Source organism: Kouleothrix sp. 19917 (assembly GCF_057073505.1).
The window spans coordinates 5,961,784-5,980,700 of record NZ_CP097099.1 but is presented as its reverse complement, the minus strand read 5'-3'; the positions used below and the strand labels follow the sequence as shown (position 1 = coordinate 5,980,700).

14 protein-coding genes and 1 other RNA gene are annotated in these 18,917 nt (G+C 59.4%); 6 read left to right on the top strand and 9 right to left on the bottom strand.

Annotated elements, in window-relative coordinates; translation table 11 throughout:
• Positions 1-122 precede the first annotated feature (122 nt).
• The 7 genes from M1P90_RS24110 to M1P90_RS24080 form a co-directional block, all read right to left on the bottom strand.
• Complete coding sequence (locus tag M1P90_RS24110; RefSeq protein ID WP_483698057.1) at positions 123-3,404, bottom strand: hypothetical protein; 3,282 nt, start codon at positions 3,402-3,404, stop codon at positions 123-125.
• Positions 3,401-7,633: a tetratricopeptide repeat protein gene (locus M1P90_RS24105; protein ID WP_483698055.1), complete on the bottom strand. Its 4,233-nt coding sequence runs from the start codon at positions 7,631-7,633 to the stop codon at positions 3,401-3,403. The genes M1P90_RS24110 and M1P90_RS24105 overlap by 4 nt, the downstream gene beginning before the upstream one ends.
• A 505-nt stretch (positions 7,634-8,138) precedes the next feature.
• The gene (locus M1P90_RS24100) at positions 8,139-8,777 is read right to left on the bottom strand and encodes a CDP-alcohol phosphatidyltransferase family protein (protein WP_483698054.1); all 639 of its coding nucleotides are present in this window, start codon (positions 8,775-8,777) and stop codon (positions 8,139-8,141) included.
• Positions 8,778-8,787: 10 nt separating this feature from the next.
• Complete coding sequence (locus tag M1P90_RS24095; RefSeq protein ID WP_483698052.1) at positions 8,788-9,684, bottom strand: PfkB family carbohydrate kinase; 897 nt, start codon at positions 9,682-9,684, stop codon at positions 8,788-8,790.
• A gap of 221 nt (positions 9,685-9,905) precedes the next feature.
• Positions 9,906-10,844 carry a ParB/RepB/Spo0J family partition protein gene (locus M1P90_RS24090; RefSeq protein WP_483698050.1) on the bottom strand — a complete coding sequence of 313 codons (939 nt, stop codon included), beginning with the start codon at positions 10,842-10,844 and terminating at the stop codon, positions 9,906-9,908.
• On the bottom strand, positions 10,841-11,635 hold the full coding sequence (locus M1P90_RS24085; RefSeq protein ID WP_483698049.1) for a ParA family protein: 795 nt from the start codon (positions 11,633-11,635) through the stop codon (positions 10,841-10,843). The genes M1P90_RS24090 and M1P90_RS24085 overlap by 4 nt, the downstream gene beginning before the upstream one ends.
• Before the next feature lie 313 nt (positions 11,636-11,948).
• Complete coding sequence (locus M1P90_RS24080) at positions 11,949-13,154, bottom strand: peptidoglycan DD-metalloendopeptidase family protein (protein WP_483698048.1); 1,206 nt, start codon at positions 13,152-13,154, stop codon at positions 11,949-11,951.
• 812 nt (positions 13,155-13,966) lie between these two features.
• Between M1P90_RS24080 and M1P90_RS24075 the strand changes: the two genes are divergently transcribed.
• Positions 13,967-14,512, top strand: a complete 546-nt coding sequence (locus tag M1P90_RS24075; protein ID WP_483698047.1) for a bifunctional nuclease family protein — start codon at positions 13,967-13,969, stop codon at positions 14,510-14,512.
• Positions 14,513-14,941: 429 nt separating this feature from the next.
• An RNA gene (gene ffs / locus M1P90_RS24070) (signal recognition particle sRNA small type) lies at positions 14,942-15,038 on the top strand.
• A gap of 80 nt (positions 15,039-15,118) precedes the next feature.
• Here the strand turns inward: ffs and M1P90_RS24065 are convergent.
• Positions 15,119-15,553, bottom strand: a complete 435-nt coding sequence (locus M1P90_RS24065; protein ID WP_483698045.1) for an NUDIX hydrolase — start codon at positions 15,551-15,553, stop codon at positions 15,119-15,121.
• A gap of 337 nt (positions 15,554-15,890) precedes the next feature.
• On the opposite strand from M1P90_RS24065, the gene M1P90_RS24060 reads away from it, so the two are divergent.
• A complete protein-coding gene (locus M1P90_RS24060; RefSeq protein ID WP_483698043.1) occupies positions 15,891-16,274 on the top strand; it encodes an STAS domain-containing protein in 384 nt (127 codons plus the stop codon).
• Positions 16,261-16,662, top strand: a complete 402-nt coding sequence (locus tag M1P90_RS24055) for an anti-sigma regulatory factor (protein ID WP_483698041.1) — start codon at positions 16,261-16,263, stop codon at positions 16,660-16,662. Before M1P90_RS24060 ends, M1P90_RS24055 begins: the two co-directional genes overlap by 14 nt.
• Before the next feature lie 166 nt (positions 16,663-16,828).
• Here the strand turns inward: M1P90_RS24055 and M1P90_RS24050 are convergent, their stop codons facing one another.
• The gene (locus tag M1P90_RS24050; protein ID WP_483698040.1) at positions 16,829-17,209 is read right to left on the bottom strand and encodes a response regulator transcription factor; all 381 of its coding nucleotides are present in this window, start codon (positions 17,207-17,209) and stop codon (positions 16,829-16,831) included.
• Between the two features lie 324 nt (positions 17,210-17,533).
• Here M1P90_RS24050 and M1P90_RS24045 point away from each other — a divergent pair, with 324 nt between their 5' ends.
• A complete protein-coding gene (locus M1P90_RS24045) occupies positions 17,534-18,220 on the top strand; it encodes an RNA polymerase sigma factor (RefSeq protein WP_483698038.1) in 687 nt (228 codons plus the stop codon).
• Positions 18,220-18,810, top strand: coding sequence for a hypothetical protein (locus M1P90_RS24040; RefSeq protein ID WP_483698036.1), 591 nt, complete (start codon positions 18,220-18,222; stop codon positions 18,808-18,810). Before M1P90_RS24045 ends, M1P90_RS24040 begins: the two co-directional genes overlap by 1 nt.
• Positions 18,811-18,917 lie beyond the last annotated feature (107 nt).

Below are 18,917 nucleotides of genomic sequence, written 5' to 3'. Positions count from 1 at the left end.
CCTTCACGCTTCAATGCCTAACCGCCATATCATACCAAATTGGCTGCCGCGCGCACAAAAAAAGCTCGGGGGCAGCATCGCCGCTCCCGAGCTTCGCCAGAGGTGTGAATAGCGGCGTGCGCCTAACGCCGCGTCACGGGCAGGTAGATGTAGCCATAGGCCAGCAACGAGCCTTTCGCTGTGTAGGTCGCCACATTGCCCGACTCGTCGGTTGCGCTCACGATGACAGAAATATTCTTGCCACCAGTTGGCGCATCCAGCTGCGTGGTGAACGTGCCGGTGCCGTTTGGCTGCAGCGGCACGTGCGTCCACTGTACGCCGTCGCTGCTATACGCTGCATCGACATCCAGCGAGCCAGACGAGTCGTTCACGTTTGCAGTGATCGTCACCTTGCCCGCGCTGGCAATGCGGAACACACCCGCCGACGGCAGCTGAATCGACACATCGCTAATCTCCGGCGGGGTTGTGTCGTCAAGCGTCTCGGGCGTTGCGCTCTGCGGGTCGAGGTAGCTCACTTCAAACACCATTTGCGAGAAGCGGCGCAGCTTGCCCGTGCGCGTATTGTTGCCCCAGAACTGCGCCGGCGTGATCAGCAGCCGGTCGGTAAACGTGCCATTCTGCGCGCTGCGCTGGTAGGTGAAGGGCTGCTCAGGCAGCCAGCGCCCGCGCGCGTTCAGGTTCGGGTCGTCCTGCTGCTGCGGGAAGGTTGTGTCGGTGGTGATCGTCGTGATGTGCGGATTGAAGCCGTTTTGCTCGGGCAGCATGGTCGCGCTGAGCAGGCGCACACCGCGTGGTTGCGGGATGCGTGTGTCGGCGCTGTTTGAGTTCTTCTCAGTTTCGTTCAGCGTGATATCGTAGCTCAGCAGCGGCACCACCGGCTTGCCCGCCGCGATGAGCGAGTCGATCGTTGGCGCGATCTGCTCGCCGTTGCGGAAGCTGTCGGAAATAGCGGCGCTGTTTACCGTGGGCACCCGATCACCGCCCAGCACCTGCTCGCCATACACCACATCGGTCAGTGTGATGATGCGCGTAAAGGTCGGGTGCGCCGAGTTGAGCGACGCCAGCGCCTGCGGGTCGACCGGCTGCGGCGGCGGGTCGAACGTTTGGTTAGAGCCATCAATGTATGGTGCCGGCGTCGCGTTCGGCACGAAGACGCGAATGAACGGCAGGCCGTACAACGTCATTTCCAGCAGCGCCTTTTCATCATACACACCAAAGCTGCCCGGGCCGGCCTGGCGCAGGTATTCGCGCTTGGCCCGCGCCAGCGACTCGCCGAGCGGCGCGCCTTCATACGTGTTATCGACATTCGTGATTTTGCGCCCAATTGCTTTGGTAAACAGCACTGCCAGCTTTTCGCTGTATGCCACCAGGTCGCTGTCGCCATAGCCAAAGCCGGTGTTGCCAATCCAGTTGCCACCCTGCTTCAGCACGGCGCTCGGGAAGTCGTACTGGTAGGCGGGCGCGCTGGTCGCAATGTCGCCGTTGATCACCGTCAGGCCCGAATGGCAGCCAATCGAGTAGGCCAGCGAAGTCGATGGCGCATTGCTGGTATCGCCACTCGGGTCGATGAAATAGGCGTTTCGCTCCAGGCCGTTCGCCACCGTCGGCTGGTAGAGGCGTTGGGCCGAGAAGCCACCTGTGCCATTGGCCGGGATGGCCTGATGATGATCGAAATGCCCATTGATCGACATCAGGTGGTAGAAGGTGTTCACCGTGCTGTAGGGCGTGGTGAGCTGCGGCAGCTGGCCCGTGAACCAGGTGTTCGTCAGGTTATTCTGCGTCCAGCCGTCGCTAATCAGAGTATCGAGCGTGAGCGTGCTGCTCAGCGTGCCGTTGGGCGAAAAACCATACTGCTTATACAAATTAGCGATGTTCGATGCTTCGTCCTTCACGAAGTCATAGCCGGTCACAAATGCGGCACCCGCGTGATTCTGAGGCGAATTTCCGCCCGGCAGCTTGGCCGCGTCGATCACATACGGGTCGCCGCCAGCTGTATACGCTTCGTAAGCTTGCAGGTAGCGCCAGATGTCGGTTGGCGTTTCGACCAGGCGACCAATGCCCAGCTCGGGCAGGTACAGGCCACGCCCGCGCCATGCGGTTGGAAAGCGATCGCCATAGTAGTTGTCAGTCAGGATGGTGCGGTAGAAGGTGCTGCCGCCCAGGTAGGTTTTCGCCGCGCCCGTATTCTTGTTGAGGACGCCAAGATTGTTGAGCTGGGTGAAGTATTCCGACTCATTTGCGATCTTGGTTTCGTCGGGTATGCGGAAGAAGGGGATGAGGTTATCGCCGCCGATCAGCACAATATTTTCAACGGCGGGGTAGTAGCTGTCGAGCGCGCGGTTGATCACAAACTGGATCTGGCGCGCAAGCTCATTTGCCAGCAGCGGCTGGCCCGAGTCGCCATCCCATTGGTCGTACAAGGCTTGAATGTTATTCAACAGTGCTGTGTCGCCTGTCTGATTCAGCACGCCAAAGCGGCTATTACCCCCCAGGTCGATCACCTTGCCGCCGCTAACCAACATCAGTTGGCTGCTGGGATTAGCGAGAATCGCTTCCAAAGCGCTAATCACAGCGGTTTCGCCTGAAGCGGCCGGGTACCGATCAGCTATTGCCTTGCTGTTATAGATGTACAGCGTTCGCACGCCGGTATCGGGGCCGGTTTGGCCCGAGAAGTTCGTGACGGGGATGGCGCGCACGGTCGGTTCGGCCAGGCTGCCCTCGGTAAGCTTGACGCTCAGCTGGTAGGGCGAGTCGCTGTACGCGCCACCAGGGCTGTACACGAAAAGGTAGTAGGTGCCCGCGCGCGGCAGAAATGCGTCAATCGTCTCGCTCTGTGTGCCTGGGTTGGTCGAAAGCGAGTTGATCTGCCCGAGCGAGTTGATCTGCCCAAGCGAGTTGATCTGCCCGAGCGAGTTGATCTGCCCAAGCGAGTTGATCTGCCCAAGCGAGTTGATCTGCCCAAGCGAGTTGATCTGCCCAAGATCGGCAATATTATCGAGCTCCAGGCCATCGCTGACGGTCAGCGTAGAGGCCATTGGGTCGTTCAGCAGCGCAATATCATAATCGGCGGGCAGGTTATTCAGCGCAATCGAAACCGACGCGCCGCCTTTTTTGGCAATAAACTTATACCAGTCGCCGCGCTGGGCCTGCTGGTCGTTCACCGAGTCGATCGTGCCGGTGAGGGTGCGCGTCAGGGTTTGCGGATCCAAAAACACCATCGTTGCTTGTTCGATGGTGTTATTCGATTCACATTCTTTGGTGAAATCAGTGCAGGTCTGGGCGGTGCCCTGCGCGCGCGCCAGCTGATGTTGCAGGTTTCCAGGCAGCGCGCTGGAAATTGCCAGCGCCGCCAGCAGCAAAAGCACGATGGGCCGGGATAATATTGAACGCGGATCGAGCTTCATTGTGCCTCCTCATAGTTGTAGCGGCGCGCAACCGCCAGTGCTTCGTTCAAGTCGCGCTGTGCGCCGACATCGCGAAGCGCCGGTAGTGCTTCGGCAATTGCCGCCCTGCCTTCTTCGTGCCGCGCAAGCGTGGGTGCCAGGTCAGCAATGGCTACCAGCGTGCGCGCAATTTCGTGCGGGCCAGTCGCCTCGCGCAGAATGCGCAGGCTGTGCTGAAGTTCTTCCCAGGCCGTGGCTGGATCTCCATCCAGCACCAGGATATGCGCCATCAGCCGGCGGGTCATGCCTTCTTCGGCGCGCGCTTCCAGGCGCAAGGCCGTTTCAAGCGAAAGTTCACAGCTCAGCCGCGCTTTGGGCAGTTCGCCGCGTTGCAGGTGCAGCGCGGCCATATAGCGCTCAAGCTCGGGCAGGAAATCTTCGGCCCCGGCCTGATTGAACAATGTCGCGCTGCGCTGCAGGCGCATTTCTGCCGACTGCATGTCGCCGCGCAGCAGGTAGGCCGCGCCCAGGTTCATATGCAGCACGCCAGTTGCGTACAGCGAGCCAAGCTTCTCGAAAATTTCGAGGCTGCGCTGATACTGCGCAATCGCTTCATCAATATCATTCTGCAGCTTGAGGACATCGCCCAGGTTGTTGGCAATCATTGCCTGGCCGTAAATATCGCCAATCGCTTCTTTGATGCTGGCCCCCGCTTCATAGTGGCGGCGCGATTCGGCCAGCCTGCCAAGCTGGTAAAAGGCATTGGCAGTGTCGTTATGCGCATCGCCCAAACCGCCGAGGTCGTTCGCAAGTGTATAAAGTTCGAGGCATCGTTCAAGCAGCTCAAGCGCGCGATTGTTCTCGCCTAAGTTACGGTATGTGCCGCCCAGGCGTTTCAGCGCCGCCGCCTGCAGGCGCGCGCTGCTCAGTTGCTCGGCCATCGCCAGCGATTGCTCGCCCCACTCGATTGCTTTGGCGTTGCGGCCCTGGCGCTGGTGCAGCCCTGCGCCCAGGTCGAGGCAGCGCGCCAGCTCCAGGCTCGGCACGCCACCCGCCAGCGTAAGCGCCCGCTCGACCCATTCCAGCGCCACTTCGAAGTTGGCGCGCAGGCCATGCACGCGCGCAATATGGTGGTGCAGCCGCACCAGCTCGTCGATTGTGGCGTCAGGGAGCTGCTGCAGGCGTTCGAGCGCGAGTGCATAGCGATCAAGCGCGGCGTCGTACTCGCCGATCAGCATATGCACCACACCCAGGCGCTCATTCAGCTCCACGCGCTGTGCGTCGGGCACGGTGGCGGGGTCGAGCTTTTCGGCAATCTGCAGGGCGCGCTCCAGCAGCGCAATTGCTTCGCGGTTGGCGTAGCGCGCCTGGGCACGCCGCCCCGCCCGCAGGTGGTACGCAAACGCAGCCGGCCATTCTTCCGCCAGCAGGTAGTGCCGCGCCAGCAGCGCCAGGTGGTCGTCCAGCCGCTCGGCGTGCACCGCCTCGATGCGCTGCGCCACGCGCCGGTGCAGGTCGCGGCGGCGCGCATACAGAATCGCCTCGTAGGCGACATCGCGGGTGAGCGCGTGGCGGAACAGGTAGGCCAGCTCGCGCTCAGCCTCTTCGTTGGTGATCAGGTCGCTGTCGGTAAGGGTTTGCAGGCGGGTGGGCAGTTCCTGGCTGCGCTGCACGACACCCGAAAGCACTGCAAACGGAAAACGCCGCCCAACCACGGCGGCGGTTTGCAGCACATCGCGGTTGCGGTCGTCGAGCCGGTCGAGCCGCGCGGTGATCACGCCTTCGACACTATCGGGCACGCTGGTGTCGTCAAGCGGGCGCGTGAGCCGCCATTCCTCGCCAACCCGCACAAGCGCGCCGCTTTCCACCAGCCCGCGCACGACTTCTTCAATAAAGAATGGGTTGCCCTGCGTTTTGTCAAGCAGGTTAGCCAGATCGGGCGGCGGCTCGCCACGCAGCAGCTCGCGCAGCAATTGGGCGCAGCTTTCAGCCGAAAGTTCGTGCAGCTCCAGCCGCAGGCAGTTCGGCTGCGCACTCCACGGCTCAGGAATGGGCGGGTCGAGCCGATAGCCCAGGATCAGCAGCAGCGGTGCCTGCGCCACCCGCCCGGCCAGGCGCGCCAGCAGCTCGCGCGACGAGGCGTCGGCCCAGTGCAGGTCGTCGGCGATCAGCGCGATTGGGTGGGCGCGCGCCTCGGCCAGCAGCATCGCTTCGAAGAGATCGAGTGTGCGCTCGTAGCGCTGCTGTGGGGTCAGTGCCGCCGTGAGCGGGGTGTCGTCAAACGCCGCGCCAAGCAGGTCGCCCAGCAGCGGCGCAAAGCGCAGCAGGTCGGGCGCAAGCTCGCGCACGCGCCGCTCGACCATGGCAAAGAGCTGGCTGGGCGCTTGCGCCAGGTTCAGGTTGAAGAATTGCACCAGCAGCTCGCGCACCAGCGCGTAGGCGTTGTTCTGGTCGTAGCTCTGCGCTTCGACGCTATACGGAAAAAACGCCGCCAGCCCCTCGTTCACACCCGATTGCAGCACCATCTGCTGCAGCGCCGCTTCGATCAGGCGCGTTTTGCCCGCGCCGGCCTCGCCCGCCAGCGCCACTACGCCGCCCTGCTGCTCATTAAATGCGCGCCGGGCCTGCGCAATGATCTGGCCCACTTCGGCGTCGCGCCCAACCAGCTCGGGGCGCGCCAGGCTGCGCTGCTGGCCCTGCGAAACGCCATAGGCGCGCAGCGCCCGCCCAATCGGCACGGGTTCAGTCACGCCCTTGAGCAGCACCGGCGCAAGCGCCTGCACTTCAATATGGCGCTCAACCGCCCGCCGCGTCGAGGGCGAAACAATAATCGCGCGCTCTTCCGCGGTTGACATCAGGCGTGCCGCAAGGTTGACATGCTGTCCCATCACGGTGTATTCGTGGCGCTGCTCGGATCCAACCTTGCCGGCAAACACCACGCCCGTGTTGATGCCAATGCGCTGCTTAAACAGCTGCGGGTCCACTTGCAGCAGCCGGCCAACCTTGGGATTTAGCAGAGCAAACACCTCGGCGTTGGTTTCGGCAACCACATCGTTCAGCTCGAATGCCGCCCGCACCGCCCGCAGCGGGTCGTCTTCATTCGCCATCGGCGCGCCAAACAAGGCCATCAGCTTGTCGCCATAGGTGTACATGTCGACTTTGTTGATAATGCCGCCGTAGCGGTGCACAACTTCCTGGGCGCGCCGGTAGTAGGCGTTCAGCACGTCCACCGCCGTGTCGCAGTCGTCGCCGACCATATCCAGCACGCTGGTGAAGGGGTAAAAATGCGCGAACAGCACTGTCACCGGCCGGAACTCGCCGGCGGCCTGCTGATCATCGGGTTCGAGAAAGCGCCGAGGGAGGTTGCGCGGCAGGTAGGGCCGCAAGGCATCGAGCTGACTGGCCAGCGTCATCAGCTCGCGCATGTCGCTGCGGCCAAGCCCGCGCCCCCAGCGGCTAAACGGCGGCGGCGGGTCGATCCGCGCCATCGAGCGCAGCAACGAAAAGTTCGATTGGCGGGGCTCGACCACGGCATCGGGCACCAGCGCGCGCGTTTGCCGCGAGATCACCACTTCGCCCGGCTCGGCAATTTCCTGCGCCAGCGCCACCTGGTTGATGTTCCGCCCGGTCACCACCAGCTCGATATGCTCGGAATCGCCAACCTCGGCGGCAAACACATGCCCGCTGTGTACGCCAATGCGCAGCCGCAGCTGGAAGGTGCCTGCGCGCGTTTGCAGTGCGCCAAACTCCTGCATGCGCGCTTGCATCGCCAGCGCGGCGCGGCTCGCCAGCCGGGCGTGATCTTCTTCCAGCACCGCCGCGTCGAAAAAGGCCGTCAGCGCATCGCCGCCAAACTTCAGCAGCCCGCCCCGGTAGCGATGCACTTCGTCTACCAGCGCGCCAAACAAGGCATTGATGATTGCCGACACTTCTTCCGCGCCTTGTTTGCCAAGCGCGCTCAGCGTGCCCGAAAGCGCCGTAAACCCCGACAGGTCGGCAAACAGCACCGAGCCATGCCAGTAGGTTCCGCGCACGCGGCCCGGTGCCGGCGCGGCCAGCTGCTCGCGCACCAGCGCCGAAGGAATATATGTTGCGACCGCGCTCAGCTCGCCGCGCAGCCGCGCCACCTCGGCAGCGATCTGCTCGCCGGGGAGGTCGCCGGTTTCGTGGAGCTGGCGGTAGAATTCGGGGGCGATATATGGTCGCAGACGCGCAATATTAGCAAGGCGCGTGTGGTCCTGTTGGGTCACAACGGCATTCCTTATTAGTGGGACTTTGCGTATCGATGCCACAGAACGGGCGCCAGCAATCGAAGCGTATGCTGGAAAAAAGACTGCCCAGAAATGGTATCACAATGCGCCCCGTTGAAGTATACAATTTTGTGATGAGGCCCGATCAGTACACAGCCGAACCCATGATAATAAACGTACCATGCGCCGCCGATTGTCACGTCTCCGCGTCCGACTCACGGTCGTAAAAAGCCCATTCTAATTATTATGTCAAATAAACCATGCATGTTCCAAACGTTTTCCCATTACTCGCAGCACCTGCCAGCCCCATGCCCCGCCGCTGATACCCAGGTTACTGCGCGCAAAAAAAGCGCACTGGCATCCACACGCCAGTGCGCTCGATTCAACTTGCTAAGCCGCCGCCAGTGCAATTCCAAATGATGTTGCAGGGCAGAGAAAGCCTCGTTGCGCTTCTCAATCCTCAACCCCTATTCCCCACACCCCATCCCCTGCGCGTTCGCGCGCACTATATCACGCCCTGCCCCTTGCGAAAGCGTGGCCGCCCCTGGTCGCCCAGAATAACCCGCCGCGCGTACAGTAGCCGCTGCACCGCCGTAATATGCGAAAACACGCCAACCGCAATGACGGCCCATTGCAGCAGCCGAAGCTGCGGGAAAAACGGCTGCAAAAACAGGCCGATGCACAGCATAGTGATCTTTTCGGGCCGGCCGGCAAAGCCCACATCGCACGACGCGACTTTGCCGCTGGCTTCGGCGCGCGCCCGCACATAGCTGGCCATCACCATGCCAAACAGTGCAAACATCGCCCAGCCCGGGGTGGCCGCCCCGCTCAGCATGATTCCCAGCAGAATAAAGAACTCGGCATAGCGATCCACCACATGGTCGAAGAGCATGCCCGCCGGGCTGGATGTCCCGCCAGCGCGGGCGGTCGCGCCATCGAGCACGTCGGCGGCGGTCATCAGCAGGATCAGCGCCACGCCCAGCAAGAATGCGCGCCGCGAGATCGCAAACGCCGCCGCGCCGCCGAGGCACAGGCTCAGCAGCGTGAGCATGTCGGCAGTAATTCCAGCGCGTGTACACAAGACGCCAAGCGGGATGGTAAACTGCTCATACCCCTTCCGAAAGCGTGTGAGCGTTGGTTTCATACTCCCTCCGTTACAGAGCAAGCAACGTCGCTGCCCGCCGCTCAACATCGGCAAGCGAGATCGGCGCATCGGGGCCAGTATACTCGATCCAGATCGACGATGTTGCCGAGCCGTAGCAGCCAGCCCGGTAGAGATCCGCAGGATCGCTCAAATAGGCATGAAGAAAGCCCGCCATGTAGGTATCGCCAGCGCCGGTTGGGTCGCGCGCGTCGGTGGCGTAGGCAGGGATGCAAAGCAGCTGCGAGCCGTCGTCGATCAGCGAGCCAGCTTCGGCCAGCGTGACAATCGCAATCGTGCAGCCAAGCGCCTTCAGGCGGCGGGCGGCTTCCGGGCCATCTTCGCGCGGGTTCACCCCAGTAATCACTTCGGTTTCAAGCTCGTTCGCCTTGATGACATGAAATAGTGGGGCAATCTGCGCCAGCTCGGGTGGGAAGAAATGTTCGATGCGACCGTTCGGGCCGATGCGTCGCAGCAATCCCTGCGGGTCGAGAAGCAGCGGCGCAGGCGTGGCAGCGCGCACACGCTCGATCAGTTCGAACGACGTTTCCTGCAAAATTGGGCCAATAATCACGGCCTGTGCCGCTGCCACAGTGGGCGGTACATTTTCAATCGGTGCGGCCACCCCAAGCACATCCAGCGTACGATTACCCATGGCATCGTAGATCAGCCCAAAGCCGCCGGTCTGCTCGCAGAGCTCAGCCTGTTCAGCAATTTGGTAGCGCGCCATATCAGCCTGGAAGCGTTCGGCATAATCCGCGCCGATGCGGCCCACCAACGTGGTGCGATGCCCCAGGCGCGCCAGCGCCAGGCATCCATTGGTAGAGCAACCGGAAAGCACGCGCTCGCCGGTCGTAATAGCAGGTGTCTTTATATAGTCGTAGACCGGGTTGCCAAACGCAAAGATCATACAAGAGCTTTCTACGCATCACAAGCGCTGTGTGCTTTCGGGCAAAGCAGCCTCAGATTATACAGGTGCAGTATTCTAAAGCAAAATAGCCGCCCGTATGATCACTCGAAGATTATGCTTAGTGCGCTTTCAGCGCAGGGTTTAGGGCATGGGGATAGGGTTTCCGTGATTACAATGCAGAAACTCTTCCCTGATTTCCGCATTACTTTCTTAATAACGCACTAGGATGCTGAACGGAGCATGTCGAAGAATTCCTGAAGTTTTTCTTCAGTATGGAAAACGATTGTGATGCGCAGGTCTTTCTCGGTACGCGCAAGCTGCACCGGCGTTCCCAGCACGCGCTCCATTTCGCGCTTCACATCCAGATCTTCCGGTGATTGTTCGCGCGGTTGGCTTGCTTGTGTTGGCGCTTTTGGCGCTGTTTTGCGCGTCGTGCTATTCGTGGTGCGCTGCTCGCGCAACGCAGCCAGGGCGAGGTCCAGATTGTCGCCGTTTGCTTTCACCAGGTCGCCCAGCCGCTCCACTTCGCGCACCGACAGCTCGTTTTCCACAATCATCTGCAGCGCCCGCGCCTGCTGGCCGGCGTCTTTCAGCTTCAGCAAAGCCCGGCCGTGTCCGGCGCTCAGTGTGCCTTTCAGCAGTGCCTGCTGTGCGTCGGGCGCAAGCTGGAGCAGACGGCGGGTGTTGGCAATTGCTTCGCGGCTTTGCTTGCCCAGGCGCTGCGCAATTGCTTCGTCGCTCAACCCAAAGTCGTCTTTCAGCGCCTGGTAGGCATATGCTTCTTCAAGCGCGTTCAGGTCAGATCGCTGAACATTTTCGATCAGGGCCAGCTCAAGAAGTTGCTGGGGCGTGGTTTCGCGCACAATCACCGGCACGCGCTCAAGGCCAGCGCGCTGCGCCGCCCGCCAGCGCCGCTCGCCGGCAATAAGCTCAAACGTATCTTCGTCGCGCTTGCTGACAATCAGGGGCTGGATGATGCCATGCTCGCGGATTGAAGATGCAAGCTCTTCCAGGGCCTGCTCGTCGAAATAAGTGCGTGGCTGGCGCGGGTTCTGCTGGATGCTGGTGGTCGCAACTTCGCGAACGCCCGTGCTCGGCGCAGCCGGCGTAAACAGGGAATCCAGCCCGCGGCCCATTCCTCCACGTACACGCTTGTTCATGCCGCCACCTTCTTCCCAATCCGTCGCAGCATTTCCTGGCCAAGCTGGGCATAGGCAAGCCCGGCACGGCTCTGCGGGTCGTACTCCGCGATAAGCTGGCCATAGCTTGGGGCCTCGCTGACACGCACGCTGCGCGGGATGAGTGTATTGAAAATGCGCTGCGGAAAGTATCGGCGAACTTCTTCAACGACCTGCTGTGCAAGGTTCGTTCGCCCATCATACATCGTCATCACCACGCCCAGTATCGAAAGACGCGAATTGAATTGCTGCTGCACACGGTCAATTGTCCCTTTGAGCTGCGCTAACCCTTCAAGCGCCAGATATTCGCACTGCAAGGGAATGAGCACATAATCAGCGGCACATAAGGCATTGAGCGTAAGCAGGCCCAGCGATGGCGGGCAATCGATCAGCACATAATCGTACTTACCAGCAAGTTGCTCAACCAGCGAAAGCATCCGCCACTCACGTTTCTCGGCGCTGGTCAGTTCAATCATCGCGCCAGCAAGGTGCTCACCAGCAGGCAAAATGTCATAATGCTCACGCCCAGTGCTCAAAATAGCGTCATGTGCTTCCGCAAGGCCCATCAGAACTTCATACGTCGTATGTTCCAAATCACTCTTCGCAATGCCCAGACTTGTCGTAGCATTTCCCTGCGGGTCGCAGTCGACTAATAGAACCCGCTGCCCGCCCTGCGCGAGTATCCCCGCAACATTCACCGACGTCGTGGTTTTACCCACACCGCCTTTCTGATTAGAAACTGCTATAACGACTGGATTCTCAGTTTTTGCCACATCCGCACCTGCTGCTCTGTAAACTTTTTATGCTCGGCTGCTCGTGTTTCACGTGAAACATCCACAGCAAATAATTACAACATTTACCAAACATTCCTGTTTCACGTGAAACAGTGCCGCAGCACTTGTCGCCAGAGCCTGTCAGGAAGGCGTATTAGGGCAAACACTGGCAACTCAACTCAAAATACTATAAATACAACGAGGCGGCGGCTCTATTGTAGCATGGTGGTGAATATCACGCCAATAAAAATCAGCGCCGACATTCATCTGCGCTGACTATATTTCCAATCTGTTCGTAAGATGACGATGCCGGTTATGGCAGGAATTGCATCGGGTTGACTGCTTTGCCATTTACTTTGACCGTGAAATGCAAATGCACACCGGTCGAATACCCGCCACCGCTGCGATCAAACGTGCTACCCATATATCCGATCAGGTCGCCAACATCTACTACCTGGCCAACCTTCACCGGCGGCTTTTTGATTAAATGGCCGTAAATCGTTACAACACCGCCGCCGTGGTCAATTTTGACACAGTAGCCAAATCCGCTGCACCATCCCGCTTGGTATACCTCGCCGCTGCGCGCCGCATAGATTTTGGTCCATGCTGCATTCGCGATATCAAGGCCATCGTGGAAGCTGCGGAATGGCGCGCGCCGCCAGCCAAACGGCGAGGTGATTCGACCTTGCGTTGGCCAGATCCATACTGGTGGGAGCGCCGGGAAATCATTTGTTTCTGCCACACCGTTCAGCGCGGCTGCACTTAGTCCAAGCAAGTCGGAGCGCACCCAGCCAGCCTGCCCCGAACCGTCTTCGACCTTCACCCACACATCGTGGCGAGCAAGCAACTTCAGGCGGCGGCCGGCGTCGAGCACACCAATTTTTTCATAGCCGCGGCCGGGGCCAGCGCGCAGGTTCGTTTCGCTTTCGCGTACCGTGCCAGCAGCAACTGCCTGAAGCTGCCCAATACCCGTCTCGCCCCCCAGGCGTGAAAGCACATCTTCGGGATACGCTTCGGTGCCATTGGGAACAAATAGTTCCTGCCCGGCAAATAACGACTCATCCGACTGGAGGCCATTCGCCTTGAATAGTGTTATCGCTTGCGGGCGTACCTGAAAACGCTCGGCAATAGTTTGGACTGTATCACCTTCCGCCACTGTATATGGTACGCCTTCCATGCGCGGAATGCGCAGCTCCTGGCCAACAGCGAACACATTCTCGCTGGCCAAATCGTTGGCCCAGAAGAGAGTTGCAACACTTATATGATACTGCCCTGCGATCTGCGCAAGCGTTTCACCCTCAGCTACCACATGGCTTTCGGAATAGGCCGGCGCGAAAGCAGGATCGAACTGCCGCGCTTCAGGCAAATGCTCGGCCGCAGACGCCGCTTCAACTTCCTGCCCAACTGTGCGCTGAAACGAAAAATCACTATTGGCCTCGCTGCGTACGCGCGAAACCGCCGCGATCTGGCCATACACCAGCTCTGGGCCGATTTGGGCGACTAGAAGGGCAAGCACCACAATACTTGCTGTAACCAGATGTGCGGCAAGCCGAAACGATGCCAGGCTGGGGCGGCGCACTGCCAGGCGTGATCGCAAAGGCAAACGCGGCGTTTTTGTAAGCGGGGAAGATGCATCGCCAGAAAGAGTCAGCCGGGCTTCGGAAACTGCCCGCCGCGATGAAGAGGCGCGCGGCGCTATTGCAGAAACACACTGAATAATCCACGCATTCCAGAACCACTCGGTCTGTGAGAATACGCGTATATTTGGAAGTTGGTCTGGACGCTTGCCAGATGTCGGGCGACGTTGGGAGCGTGATCGCCGCACCCGCACCGCCCGCGCTGGTTGAGCCATATCCTGCGCTCACTCACACCGCATACTGCTGGCATCGCGGCCATGTATGCTGTAGGCACAAAAGCGCTTGACATAAAGCTGAGAAGTCAGCACGCGCGCCATATGAACGGTATATTCCTTGCCGCGGCAAAGATAATACGATGCGCCCCTTTTGTCAAACGTATCGCGTATTCACTCAGCAATTTTCATGGAGATAACGACACAGATACTACAACTGATACACGAAATTCGCTCTACACCCCTCGGTGCCCGATTGCATGTACATACGCTATCTCCGGCACCAATCATTCATATGGCACACGTAATCGCGGGCTATGCTTGGGCTAATTACATGGCCCGCACGCCTACATAATTCTTGACGTACCCTTTCCGGGCGTGTTACTATTACGGGTGCAATGCGGTTGTTCAGCCTTACATCCCCCAAAAGTTAGGGAGACGCACCGGCTGTTACCTGCGCTTCCCGCGGAAAGGCCGATTTCATGATTCGTGTAACTGTTGACAGTATCCGCGTGAGCCTGCTGACACAACATCGTGTAGTAGTTCTGCGCGAAGCTGATAGCCGGAAATATATTCCCATCTGGATCGGCGCATTCGAGGCCGACGCTATCGCGCTTGCTCTGCAGGGCCACGAGCCACAGCGCCCAATGACCCACGATCTGCTCAAAACGGTTTTTGGCGAGCTGGGCGCGGCTATTAGCCATATTATTGTGAACGATATTCACGATAGTACATTTTATGCTCGCATTATCATCGAACAAGCCGGTCACACTCTCGAAATCGATGCGCGCCCCAGCGATGCTATCGCCTTAGCGGTGCGCACCGAAGTGCCAATCTTTGTCGAGCAGCACGTTCTCGATCAGGCGGGCGTTCCCCTCGACGAAGAAGAAAACGCAACTGCTGAAGAAGAACCGGCCCCAACCGAGGAGCCCGAAAAAGAAACCACCGACGAAGGACTCAATCTTTTTCGCGATTTCATTAATACGCTCGATGTCGATGAAGATGAAGGCGGCAAAGATAAAAAGTAGCCCTTCTCCGATTTCGTCTTACAAGAAAGAGCCGGTGCTGTGCAAGCACCGGCTCTTTCTTATACCGGCCTTATTTTCCACGCTCAACATAAAGATGTGGATAAGTGGCAATGTTATGTGGATAAGTAGATCGCTTTGTGGATAATTCATGGGGAGAACGAGCGCGAAACATGTGAACAACCCCTGCAGGCGTGCAGAGAAGCGCCGTGCCCGTGGAATTTGTGCAAATCCCTCCACATGTTTTTCTAGTGTCCGGAAGGCGCTCATATGCCATGAAAAACTGTTTTCCACGAATCCACATGCCCTACTAAAACAACGGAATTCTTATTCAAATAATAAACATGAAGGAACTTTCCCCCCACAGGGAAAAACCCTTGTATAGCGCGAATTGGGAAATTGACATATGTGCCGAATTTAGTATAATACCCTGCGGTGCCAAAGAACGGCAGATACTTGCTTAACCCCGCCAGGGCCGAAAGGCAGCAACGGTCGGTGAGTTCCTCTGGGTGTTCTGCGGCGCCTTTTTTCACCCCTTCTCCCGGCTGTCTTCCCACCTCTGTTTCGCAGCGCATCGTATGTCCATAGACTGGGTTTCGCCCTGTATGCTTAGCGGCAACGCTCGATAGCCCGCCGCCCCAGCTCGCGAATATCTTCGGCAATATCGGGCGCGCCCAGGTCGTCCCAGCTGAACCAGCGCGCAGCAGAAGCCTCGCGCTCGGCTGGCGCAAGCGAGCCCCCACGCACCCGTGCGAAGTAAATCAGATCAATGTGCTGGTGATCGGCGCTGATATCTTCGAGCAAGATGCAAAAAGGCTGCGGAAGCATGCGAATCGTGCCGATGGGCCGCCCCGCGTCGAGCAGCTCAACATCGAACCCAGACTCTTCGCGCACTTCGCGCAGCGCTGCCTCGTCGGGCAACTCGCCAGGCTCGATATGGCCGCCGGGAGGGAACCATTTGCCAAGCTTACGGTGGAGCAGCAGGAGCGTTTTGTCGTCGGCGACGACAAATGTTGTGGCGGTGAAATCGCGGGTAAGTGCCATAGACTATCGTAGCGCGCTTCAAATAGTGCAAGTAAACGAAAATGTTCTTTTGCCGCTTCGATTATACCATTATCCCGCACATCGACATATGCTATACTGTTTTTGTTGCGCCAGGAAGCGCTTGCTGAAGGGATTTTAGCGCGCTCCGTGGCATCAATTTCACGATATTATGATCGTAAAATCATAGTCGTGTGCTCGCCCGCTTATACCTATAAGTGCAATAGTACTGTCGTTATATAGACGAAGCACCGGGCGCTGCATATAATCGTGAAAGATTTCTACACGAGTCTTGGCGCGGTTTTTATTGATATCGTCATAACGTGGCAGGAGGTCGGGTTTGGAAAGCCTCCGAATCCCAATTCTCAAAATCGGCGAAGTCCTCATTGCATCGATCCAGACGACTCTGCACGACTCGTCGGCGGTGCAATTCAAAGACGATCTGCTCCAGCGCATTTTTGAAACACGTGCGCGCGGCCTGATCGTCGACCTGACGGCGGTTGAAGTTGTCGATAGCTTTATTGCGCGCTTGATTAGCGATATTGCTTCGATGGCGGGCCTGATGGGAACGCGCGTCGTGATTACTGGCTTGCAGCCTGCCGTCGCGATTACCCTGGTGGAGCTTGGGCTTGAGCTTCCGCAAGTTCTGACAGCATTGAACCTCGAGAAGGGCCTGGCGGCTTTGCAGCGGCAAATTGAGGAGAGCGGCGATGCCTCAAGGTAAGGCGGCAGTGATCCGCAGCGACCTTGATATCGTCATTGCCCGCACCCTCGCTCGCGATACCGCGAAAAACATGGGCTTCGGCGCAATCGATCAGGCGCGCATTGCCACTGCTGTAAGCGAATTAGCTCGTAACATCTTCCTGTACGCTGGCACCGGCACGGTGACGGTGCGCGAAATCGAGCGCACCGGGCGGCGGGGGATTGAGATTGTCTGCGAAGATCAGGGGCCTGGCATCGCGAATATCGATATTGTGATGCAGGATGGCTACAGCACGTCGCGCGGCATGGGTATGGGCCTGCCCGGCGCCAAGCGGCTGATGGATGAGTTCGAGATTCGATCACAAGAAGGGGTTGGGACGACAATTACCTGCCGGAAATGGCGCATGTAACGGAGCGCGTGCGCTAACCCTGTTCCGGTATTACAACTTTACCATAATTGGTTAGCGTAAGCAACGACATCGCGCCGCCCATACGTGGGCGGTTTTCTTTTGCAAGAAAACGCCGTAGCCGGCCTGGCGGCCGGCTGTGTATGTTTGTGGTGCAGGTGAGCGCGTATCAGGCAGAGGGAGATGGGGCCTGCGATGGTTGTGCAAGCAGCTTTTTGATGCGGCCGAGAAATTCGGTGATATCGAACGGCTTGGGCAAGTGGTCGTCGGCGCCGGCCTCGTGGCTGCGCTCGATGTCGGCGCGCTCGGCGCGCACTGTCAGCAGAAGCACGGGCACGGCACGGCGCGCCTTGATGCGGCGGCACACTTCCCAGCCATCGAGCATGGGCAGGTTGACATCGAGCACAACCAGATCGGGCTGGCTGGTTGTTTCCTGCTGGAGCGCTTCCATGCCATCGCGCGCGATCACAACATCATAGCCATAGGTGATCAGGACGCGCTGAACAAGGTCGAGAATATCGCGGTTATCATCAACCACAAGGATTCGCATGAAACCCCCTGGCATAGTGGCAAAATGTGCCCTTCCGCAGAGACGGAAGGCGCTGATCGATTATACGGGCTGTGCTTCTATCGGTCAATAATGTGCGGGCGATTCTTCGGCAATGTGATGGTTTCGTAATTAATATCAGCGTTCGTAGAGAGCAAAACGAAACTGCGGATCGAGCATTGCCTGCTGCTTCTTGCGCAAAGTGGACAGGAATTGCGCGACGACCTACAATAAAGCTGCAACATTGCGCGCACCTTGATCGTATGTATGGTAGATATCATACGTGCCGGCGTGCAACCCGCGCCGCCCTGATGAGGGAGTTGAACGGTGGCTGAGCCATCTGCTGATACAATCCAGCGCGCACAGGCAGGCGATTCCGAGGCGCTTACGCAGCTCATTATCGGCCAGCAGCATTACGTTTACAGTATTGCGATGAGCGTGCTCAAGAACCCGGAAGACGCTGCCGACCTGACGCAGGACGCCTTTATTCGCCTGGTACGCGCCTTGCCTCAGTATACAGGCGAAAGCCGGTTTACCACCTGGCTGTACCGGCTGGTAGTGAACCTGGGGCGCGATGAACTGCGCCGGCGCGGCCGGCAGGTGCCAATCGCGCCGCCGAGCGACGACGCCGACGACCAGGACCCGATGGCCAGCGTGGCCGACGATGATCGCTGGGCTGACCCGGCGCAGGCACTTGATTCGCAGGAGCTGCGCAGCGACGTGCGCCGCGCGCTTGCGCAACTCGACGAGCACCACCGGCTGGTGCTGACGCTATATTATTTCGATGACATGAAATACACCGACATTGCCGAAATCATGGATTTGCCGCTGAACACGGTGAAGAGCCATATCCGGCGCGGCAAGGAGCGCCTGGCTGCGCTGCTAAGCACCGAGGAGCCGCCAGCACCAGCAGCACGGGCAGTTGCTCAGCCCGCCAAAGCCGAGCGTGTGCCGCAGCGCTTCGTGAGCCCGTTTGCACGCCTGTCGATGCAGCTTGGGCGCGGAGGTGTGTGATGAATTCGTGTGTAACAATTCGCGAAACGCTGGCGCTTGAACCAATGACCGAAGATCCGCAGGTGCAGGCCCACCTCGACGGCTGCGCGCAGTGCGAGCGCTACCGCCGCCAGCACCAGTCGCTTGATGTGGTGCTGCGTGCCGAGATAAGCTGGGAGGCCCCGGCCGCGCTGACTGCGCGGCTGCTGGCGATTGCGGCCAACCCCGCGGCGGCGCTTGAAGCGCCGGTTGTGCCGGTGCTGCCTCGCATGGCACAGCCAGTGCCCGCACGCCCGAAAACATGGTTCGTGGGCGTAGTGTACGCGCTGACGCTGATGATTATTGCGCTTTCGCTGCTGGTGGCCTGGCAAGTGGTTGGCGCGCTGCTGGCGCAGGTCGAGCCTGGTGCGATTCTGACCCAGCTGCTGGCGCTGCCGCAGCAGGGCCTGACCTACCTGATCGCGAAGTTGCCGCAGGCGCGCTACGCAGTTGATTTCCTGCTGCGCGTGCGCGTGCAGCTGATGTGGCTGCTGCTGGTGGCGGTGCTGTGGGCGGTGCTCGACAAGGCGAACCTGCAGTTCAGCTTTCGCGGGCGGCAGATTACTTTGTAGATACTCTGTAACGGCGCACCCTTCGATACGGCCGGCGGCCTGCTCAGGATGCGTTTTGCCACACTACATAATGAAAGACAGGGCGGGCGCACAGCCCGCCCTGTTTG

What these genes read in the sequence shown, in the direction of transcription:
- M1P90_RS24055 (WP_483698041.1), top strand. Translation starts at nt 16,261, where the DNA reads ATGCCTCAAGGTAAGGCGGCAGTGATCCGCAGCGACCTTGATATCGTC.
- M1P90_RS24075 (WP_483698047.1), top strand. Translation starts at nt 13,967, where the DNA reads ATGATTCGTGTAACTGTTGACAGTATCCGCGTGAGCCTGCTGACACAA.
- M1P90_RS24110 (WP_483698057.1), bottom strand. Translation starts at nt 3,404, where the DNA reads ATGAAGCTCGATCCGCGTTCAATATTATCCCGGCCCATCGTGCTTTTG.
- M1P90_RS24065 (WP_483698045.1), bottom strand. Translation starts at nt 15,553, where the DNA reads ATGGCACTTACCCGCGATTTCACCGCCACAACATTTGTCGTCGCCGAC.
- M1P90_RS24050 (WP_483698040.1), bottom strand. Translation starts at nt 17,209, where the DNA reads ATGCGAATCCTTGTGGTTGATGATAACCGCGATATTCTCGACCTTGTT.
- M1P90_RS24095 (WP_483698052.1), bottom strand. Translation starts at nt 9,684, where the DNA reads ATGATCTTTGCGTTTGGCAACCCGGTCTACGACTATATAAAGACACCT.
- M1P90_RS24100 (WP_483698054.1), bottom strand. Translation starts at nt 8,777, where the DNA reads ATGAAACCAACGCTCACACGCTTTCGGAAGGGGTATGAGCAGTTTACC.
- M1P90_RS24090 (WP_483698050.1), bottom strand. Translation starts at nt 10,844, where the DNA reads ATGAACAAGCGTGTACGTGGAGGAATGGGCCGCGGGCTGGATTCCCTG.
- M1P90_RS24040 (WP_483698036.1), top strand. Translation starts at nt 18,220, where the DNA reads ATGAATTCGTGTGTAACAATTCGCGAAACGCTGGCGCTTGAACCAATG.